The 7906-nt window shown below is 66.9% G+C and carries 6 protein-coding genes; 1 reads left to right on the plus strand and 5 read right to left on the minus strand.

What is annotated here, in order from left to right; genetic code table 11:
- The 4 genes from ACESL7_RS10290 to rpsL form a co-directional block, all read right to left on the minus strand.
- A partial coding sequence (locus tag ACESL7_RS10290) for a GTP-binding protein (RefSeq protein WP_372893240.1) occupies positions 1-99 on the minus strand: 99 nt, incomplete at its 3' end.
- 81 nt (positions 100-180) lie between these two features.
- Entirely contained in the window at positions 181-2322 is a 2142-nt protein-coding gene (gene fusA, locus ACESL7_RS10295; protein ID WP_372893236.1) for an elongation factor G, read from the minus strand.
- A gap of 109 nt (positions 2323-2431) precedes the next feature.
- Positions 2432-2902, minus strand: a complete 471-nt coding sequence (rpsG, locus tag ACESL7_RS10300; RefSeq protein ID WP_372893237.1) for a 30S ribosomal protein S7 — start codon at positions 2900-2902, stop codon at positions 2432-2434.
- 12 nt (positions 2903-2914) lie between these two features.
- Positions 2915-3286, minus strand: a complete 372-nt coding sequence (gene rpsL / locus ACESL7_RS10305) for a 30S ribosomal protein S12 (RefSeq protein ID WP_115981731.1) — start codon at positions 3284-3286, stop codon at positions 2915-2917.
- Positions 3287-3606: 320 nt separating this feature from the next.
- Between rpsL and ACESL7_RS10310 the strand changes: the two genes are divergently transcribed.
- Positions 3607-4413, plus strand: coding sequence for a putative rhamnosyl transferase (locus tag ACESL7_RS10310; protein ID WP_372893238.1), 807 nt, complete (start codon positions 3607-3609; stop codon positions 4411-4413).
- A gap of 69 nt (positions 4414-4482) precedes the next feature.
- Here ACESL7_RS10310 and rpoC read toward each other — a convergent pair.
- Positions 4483-7906: DNA-directed RNA polymerase subunit beta' (gene rpoC, locus ACESL7_RS10315; protein ID WP_372893239.1), on the minus strand; the 3424-nt coding region annotated here is incomplete at its 5' end.

The following is a 7906-nucleotide window of genomic DNA, read 5'->3' on the forward strand; positions in this document are numbered from 1 at the left end:
CGTGATCGCCGCCGTCAGCGTCGTCTTGCCGTGGTCAACGTGACCCACCGTCCCGATGTTCACGTGCGGCTTGCTGCGTTCGAACTTTGCCTTTGCCATGCCTGGCCTCCTTTTCGTCTCACGGTGCGTGCCGGGCACGCACCCTACGGGGTAGGGTGCGTGGATCCCCACGCACCGCGGTTATGCGTATTTCGCCTGAATCTCGTCCGAGATGTTCTGCGGGACCGGCTCGTAGTGGTCGAACTGCATCGTGAACTGCGCGCGGCCCGAGGACATGGAGCGCAGGTTGTTGATGTAGCCGAACATGTTCGCCAGCGGCACGAAGGCCTCGATCGCGATCGCGTTGCCGCGCGGGTCCTGTCCCTGCACCTGCCCGCGCCGCGAGGTCAGGTCGCCGATGATGCTGCCGGTGTATTCCTCCGGGGTGATCACCTCGACACGCATGACAGGCTCGAGAAGCTTCGCGCCGGCCTTCTTGAGACCCTCGCGCATGCACATGCGGCTGGCGATCTCGAAGGCGAGCACCGAGGAGTCGACGTCGTGGTACTTGCCGTCCACCAGCGCCACCTTGAAGTCGATCACCGGGAAGCCGGCCACGGGACCCGAGTCCATCACGGACTGGATGCCCTTCTCGACACCGGGCACGTACTCCTTCGGCACCGTGCCGCCGACGATGCGGCTCTCGAAGCTGTAGCCCTCGCCCGCCTCGGTCGGCGCGATTTCGAGCGCCACCTCGGCGAACTGACCGGAACCGCCTGTCTGCTTCTTGTGGGTATAGGTATGCTTCACCTGCTGCGAGATCGTCTCGCGATAGGCCACCTGCGGCGCGCCGATGTTGGCCTCGACCTTGAACTCGCGCTTCAGGCGATCGACGAGAATGTCGAGGTGAAGTTCGCCCATGCCCTTCATGATCGTCTGACCGGACTCGAGATCGGTCTCGACCCGGAACGACGGATCCTCCGCCGCGAGGCGCTGCAGGCCCGCCGACATCTTCTCCTGGTCGGCCTTGGTCTTGGGTTCGACCGCAATCTCGATCACCGGATCGGGGAAGGTCATCGTCTCGAGCACGACCGGCTTCGCGGAATCGCAGAGCGTGTCGCCCGTGGTCGTGTCCTTGAGACCCGCGAGCGCGATGATGTCGCCGGACCCGGCCCAGTCGATCTCCTCACGGGAGTTCGAGTGCATCATCATCATGCGCCCGATCCGCTCGCGCTTGCCCTTCGTGGCATTGAGGACGTTGTCGCCCTTCTTCATGTGTCCCGAGTAGATGCGGGTGAAGGTCAGCGAGCCGACGAAGGGGTCGTTCATGATCTTGAAGGCGAGGCCGGCGAAGGGCTCGTCGTCGCCCGGGCGGCGCTCGATGTTGCGTGTCTCGGTCTCGTCGTCCGGCGCGAAACCCTTGTAGGGCGGCACGTCGAGCGGACCGGGCAGGTAGTCGATCACCGCGTTCAGCATCGGCTGCACGCCCTTGTTCTTGAAGGCGGACCCCGCGAGCACCGGCACGAAGGAAAGCGAGAGCGTGCCCTTGCGGATGAGGCTGCGCAGCGTCGGAAGATCCGGTTCCTCGCCCTCGAGGTACTTTTCCATCGCCGCGTCGTCCTGCTCGACCGCGAGCTCGACGAGTTCGCCGCGCATCTCCTCGGCCTGGTCCTTCAGGTCGTCGCGGATGTCCTGGATGACCCAGGAGGCGCCGAGATCCTCGCCCTTCCAGACCCATTCCTTCATCGTCACCAGATCGACGATGCCCTCGAGCTTGTCCTCGGCCCCGATGGGCATCTGGATCGGCGCGGGGGTGGCCCCCGTGCGGTCCTTGATCATCTTCACGCAGTTGAAGAAGTCGGCCCCGAGCTTGTCCATCTTGTTGACGAAGACGATGCGCGGCACCTGGTAACGGTCCGCCTGTCGCCAGACGGTCTCGGTCTGGGGCTCGACGCCGGCGTTGGCGTCGAGCACCGCCACCGCCCCGTCGAGCACGGCGAGCGAGCGCTCCACCTCGATCGTGAAGTCGACGTGTCCCGGCGTGTCGATGATGTTGAAGCGGAACTTCGCCTCATCGGGCGTATCGCCGTAGATGCCGGTCGGGTTCTCCCCGTCCTCGGTGCGGAACCAGAAGGTCGTGGTCGCGGCCGAGGTGATCGTGATCCCCCGCTCCTGCTCCTGCTCCATCCAGTCCATGGTCGCGGCGCCGTCGTGCACCTCGCCGATCTTGTGCGAGCGGCCGGTGTAGAACAGGACGCGCTCGGTCGTCGTCGTCTTGCCGGCGTCGATATGCGCCATGATCCCGAAATTGCGGTAGCGCTCGAGCGAATAGTCGCGTTTCATCCTTGCGTCCTCTAGGTCGTCCGGGCCACGCCCGGGGCTTCCCCATGTTCCGTATCGGCCGGCTGGGTCGGAAAGGCGGGCGGGCGGCCGTCCGCGCCCGGCCCTCGGCTTACCAGCGGTAGTGGCTGAAGGCCTTGTTGGCCTCGGCCATCTTGTGCGTATCCTCGCGCTTCTTCACGGCCGAACCGCGGGAGTTCACGGCATCCAGCAGCTCGGAGGCGAGGCGCTCTTCCATGGTGTTCTCGTTGCGCTTGCGGCAGGCGTCGATGAGCCAGCGCAGCGCCAGCGCCTCGCGGCGCTCGGGGCGCACCTCGACCGGCACCTGATAGGTGGCACCGCCCACGCGGCGCGAGCGGACCTCGACCGAGGGCTTGATGTTGTCGAGCGCCTCGTGGAAGATTTCGACCGGCGCACGCTTGACCTTCGTCTCCACCCGGTCGAGCGCATTGTAGACGATGCCCTCGGCGACCGACTTCTTGCCGTCGATCATCAGGTTGTTCATGAACTTGGTCAGCACCCGATCGCCGAATTTCGGGTCGGGCAGGATTTCACGTTTCTCGGCGCGATGACGGCGGGACATCCTCTGTTCCTCTTACTTCGGGCGCTTGGCGCCGTATTTGGAGCGGCGCTGCCGGCGGTCCTTGACGCCCTGCGTGTCGAGCACGCCGCGCAGGATGTGGTAGCGCACGCCCGGAAGGTCCTTCACACGGCCACCACGGATCAGGACCACCGAGTGCTCCTGAAGATTGTGCTTCTCGCCGGGAATGTAGCTGATCACCTCGTAGCCGTTGGTCAGGCGAACCTTCGCAACCTTCCGCATGGCCGAGTTCGGCTTCTTCGGCGTGGTCGTGTAGACCCGCGTGCAGACGCCGCGCTTCTGCGGGTTGCCCTCGAGATGCATCGACTTGTTCGACCGGGTCTTGGGCTGCCGCGGCTTGCGGATCAGCTGCTGGATCGTTGGCATAAGGGTCTCTTCCCCGTTTGTCTCGTCCGCCGCGGCGGCCCGCGGCTGGCTTCCTCGGCGGCGCGCACGGCATCCGCGCAAAACTACAAGTGCCGCATTCAGCCCTTGCCTTCGGGCCGACGCGGCGGGCTTCCAGAGGATCGGGGCGGTCGCCCGGATCTTGGCCACTTCAGTCATGATGCCGGCGCCCTGAACAGTCCGGGGGCCGGGATGCGGCGCGTATAGGCAGAGTCGCGAGGGTTGTCAACAGCCCGCCGACGCTTGCCGTGCGGGGCGCCGCGGTGCAACCCTCGTCCCGGTCTTTCGGAACGGGCACACCCATGCAGATCATCGGCTTCTGCCGCTTCTCCTACCCCGCCGAGGGCGGCTTTCAGGTGGAGCACGACGACATCGCCACACGCATCGCCTATCTCTACGCGCCCGAGCGGATCGAGGCGCGGTTCCGCCAGTTCGAGACGATCTGCCTGCCCGGCATCGCGGCCCAGACGGACCCCGAGTTCACCTTCCTCGTGCTCGTGGGCGAAGCGATGCCCGCCCCCCTGCGCGCGCGGCTCGAGGGGCTGCTGGCCGCAGTACCGCAGGCGCGGATCGTCGCGCGTCCGCCCGGACCCCACCGCCAGGTCTGTCAGGAGGTCATCAACGACGCGCGCGACATGGACGAGCCCTGCGTGATGTTCCGGCACGACGACGACGACGCTGTGGCGGTGACCTTCGTGGAGCGCCTGCGCGCCGCCGCGCGGGATTGCGCGGCGCTCACCCGGTCGCACCGGATGGTCGGATTCGACTGGAACCGCGGCTGGGTCGGACGCCCGACCGCGCAGGGTCTCCGCGCCGAGCCGACCGTCACACCCTACTGGGGCGTTGCACAGGCGGCGGCGGTGCAGCCGGGGGTCCGGCTCACGCTGATGAACTTCGCGCACAACAGGATCAATCGATTCATGCCGACCGTGACCTTCACGCACGAGGACATGTACCTGCGCGGTCACAACGACCACAACGACTCTCGCCAGAAGGCGCATGTCGCGCCGGCGGAGCTGCCACTTCTCGACGCGGCGGGCGAGGCGCATTTCCGCGAGCGCTTCGCGATCGACGCCGACCGCGTGCGCGCGGTTTTCGCAGCCCCCTGACACGGCAGCGGCGGCGCCCGGAAGCGCCGCCGCCCGATACTGCATGGCCGGCCCCGAGGGACCGAGCGATCACTCGTCGCGGCTTTCCGGCGTATCGACGGGGAACGCGTCCTCCGCGGTGACCTCCTCGGCCGGCGCGGCAAGCGCGGCGGCGGCCTCCGCCTCCTCGCGCCGGGCCTCGATCACGACGTTGTCGCGGTTCTGCGCGACACGGCGCACGCGCTCCGTCGCGCCCCCGGTGCCCGCCGGGATCAGGCGGCCGACGATCACGTTCTCCTTCAGGCCGACGAGCTTGTCGCGCTTGCCCTGAACGGAGGCCTCGGTGAGCACGCGCGTCGTCTCCTGGAAGGAGGCGGCGGAGATGAAGGACCGCGTCTGCAGCGAGGCCTTGGTGATGCCGAGCAGGATCGGTTCCGCGTTCGCCGGGCGCCCGCCCTTGGCCTCCGCCTTGGCGTTGGCCTCGTCCAGCTCCGCCTTGTCGACATGCTCTCCCTTGAGAAGCGTGGTCTCGCCGCTGTCGAGGATCTCCCACTTCTGGAGCATCTGGCGGACGATCACCTCGATGTGCTTGTCGTTGATCTTCACGCCCTGCAGGCGATAGACCTCCTGCACCTCGTCGACCATGTAGTTGGCCAGCGCCTCGACCCCCATGATCGACAGGATGTCGTGCGGCGCCGGGTTGCCGTCCATGACGTAGTCGCCCTTCTGGACATAGTCGCCCTCCTGCACGGGGACGTGCTTGCCCTTGGGCACCATGTACTCGGCCGGCTGCTGGCTGTCGTCCGCGGGCTCGATCGTGATGCGACGCTTGTTCTTGTAGTCCTTTCCGAAGCGCACGTAGCCGTCGATCTCGGCGATGATCGCGTGGTCCTTGGGCCGCCGCGCCTCGAAGAGTTCCGCCACCCGCGGCAGACCGCCGGTGATGTCCTTCGTCTTGGCGCCCTCGCGCGGGATGCGCGCCACGACGTCGCCGGCCTCGATCTTCTGGCCGTCCTCGCAGGACAGGATGGCGTCCACCGACATCGGGTAGGTGACCGGGTTGCCCGCCTCGTTGCGCACCGGCTGGCCGTCCTCGTCCACGAGGATGATCTCGGGCTTCAGCTCGTTGCCCTTCGGCGCGGTCCGCCAGTCGGCGACGATCTTCTGGGTCATGCCGGTGGCTTCGTCGGTCTCCTCGCGCACGGCGACGCCGTTGACGAGGTCCACATGGCGCGCGATCCCCGATTTCTCGGCGATGATCGGCAGCGTGTAGGGATCCCACTCGAAGAGCTTGTCGCCCCGCTCGATTTCGGCCCCGTCCTTGACGAAGAGCTTGGAGCCGTAGCCGACCTTGTGGCTCGCCCGCTCCTGCCCCTGCTCGTCCTGGATCGAGAGCTTCATGTTGCGGCCCATGACCAGCAGTTCGCCCGCCGCGTTCGTGAGCGTCGAGGCGTTCTCGAAGCGCACGATCCCCGGCTGGCTCGCCTCGAGGAAGGACTGCTGGCCGCCCTGCGCGACGCCGCCGATGTGGAAGGTCCGCATCGTGAGCTGCGTGCCCGGCTCGCCGATCGACTGCGCGGCGATGATGCCCACGGCTTCGCCGACGTTGACCATCGTGCCCCGCGCGAGATCGCGCCCGTAGCACATGGCGCAGACGCCCTCTTCGGATTCGCAGGTGAGCGGGCTGCGGATACGCGCCGTCTGCACCGCCGCCTCGTCGAGGCGGTCGGCGAGGCGCTCGTCCACGAGTTCCCCGGCCGCAACGATCACTTCGCCACTCGTCGGGTCGGCGATGTCCTCCGCCGCGATCCGGCCGAGCACGCGCTCGCCGAGGCTCGCCACGAGTTCGCCCTCGTTCACGGCCGGTTCGGCCATGATCGACAGGTCGGTGCCGCAGTCGTGTTCGCGCACGATGCAATCCTGCGCCACGTCCACGAGACGCCGGGTCAGGTAGCCCGAGTTCGCCGTCTTGAGCGCGGTGTCCGACAGGCCCTTCCGGGCACCGTGGGTGGAGTTGAAGTACTCCAGAACGGTGAGGCCTTCCTTGAAGTTCGAGATGATCGGCGTCTCGATGATGTCGCCGTTCGGCTTGGCCATCAGGCCGCGCATCCCGCCGAGCTGTTTCATCTGCGTGACCGAGCCCCGGGCGCCGGAGTGCGCCATCATGTAGATCGAGTTCGGCTCCTGCTCGGCCCCGGCCTCGTCGTACTGCGTGGCGGAGATCGAGCCCATCATGGCCTCGGTCACCTGGTCGTTGCACTTCGACCAGGCATCCACGACCTTGTTGTACTTCTCGCCCTGCGTGATGAGTCCGTCCATGTACTGCTGTTCGAACTCTTTGACGTGGTCGCGGGTCTCGTCGACGATGCCCCACTTCTCCTCGGGGATCACCATGTCGTCCTTGCCGAAGGAGATGCCGGCGCGGAACGCCTCGCGGAAGCCGAGCGACATGATCTGATCGCAGAAGATGACCGACTCCTTCTGCCCGCAGTAGCGGTAGACGGTGTCGATGACCTGCTGCACCTCCTTCTTGCGCAGGAGGCGGTTGACCAGCTCGAAGGGGGCCTTCGCGTTCAGCGGCATGAGCTGGCCCAGCCGCACGCGGCCCGGCGTCGTGTCGCAGCGCACCCAGATCTCGTTGCCGGTCTCGTCGATCTGCGGCATCCGGCAGGTGATCCGCGCGTGCATGTGCACCTGCCCCGTGTCGAGCGCGAACTGCACCTCGTCGGGGTTGGCGAAGGCCATGCCCTCGCCCTTCATCCCGTCACGCGCGAGGCTGATGTAGTAGAGGCCGAGGACCATGTCCTGCGAGGGCACGATGATCGGCGAGCCGTTCGCCGGCGACAGCACGTTGTTCGTGCTCATCATCAGCACCCGGGCCTCGAGCTGCGCCTCGAGCGACAGCGGCACGTGCACCGCCATCTGGTCGCCGTCGAAGTCGGCGTTGAAGGCCGCGCAGACCAGCGGGTGAAGCTGGATCGCCTTGCCCTCGATCAGAACCGGCTCGAAGGCCTGGATGCCGAGGCGGTGCAGCGTCGGCGCGCGGTTCAGCAGGACGGGATGCTCGCGGATCACCTCGTCGAGGATGTCCCAGACCTCGGGGCGCTCCTTCTCGACGAGCTTCTTGGCCTGCTTGACGGTGGAGGAGAGGCCCTTCGCCTCGAGCCGCGAGTAGATGAACGGCTTGAAGAGCTCGAGCGCCATCTTCTTCGGCAGGCCGCACTGATGCAGCTTGAGCTCGGGACCGGTCACGATGACCGAGCGGCCCGAGAAGTCCACCCGCTTGCCGAGAAGGTTCTGGCGGAACCGGCCCTGCTTGCCCTTCAGCATGTCGGAGAGCGACTTCAGCGGGCGCTTGTTGGCCCCGGTGATGACGCGGCCGCGGCGGCCGTTGTCGAAGAGCGCGTCCACCGACTCCTGCAGCATCCGCTTCTCGTTGCGCACGATGATGTCGGGCGCGCGCAGCTCGATCAGCCGCTTGAGGCGGTTGTTGCGGTTGATCACCCGGCGGTAG

It is taken from the genome of Rhodosalinus sp. (assembly GCF_041685465.1).
Taxonomy (GTDB): domain Bacteria; phylum Pseudomonadota; class Alphaproteobacteria; order Rhodobacterales; family Rhodobacteraceae; genus Rhodosalinus.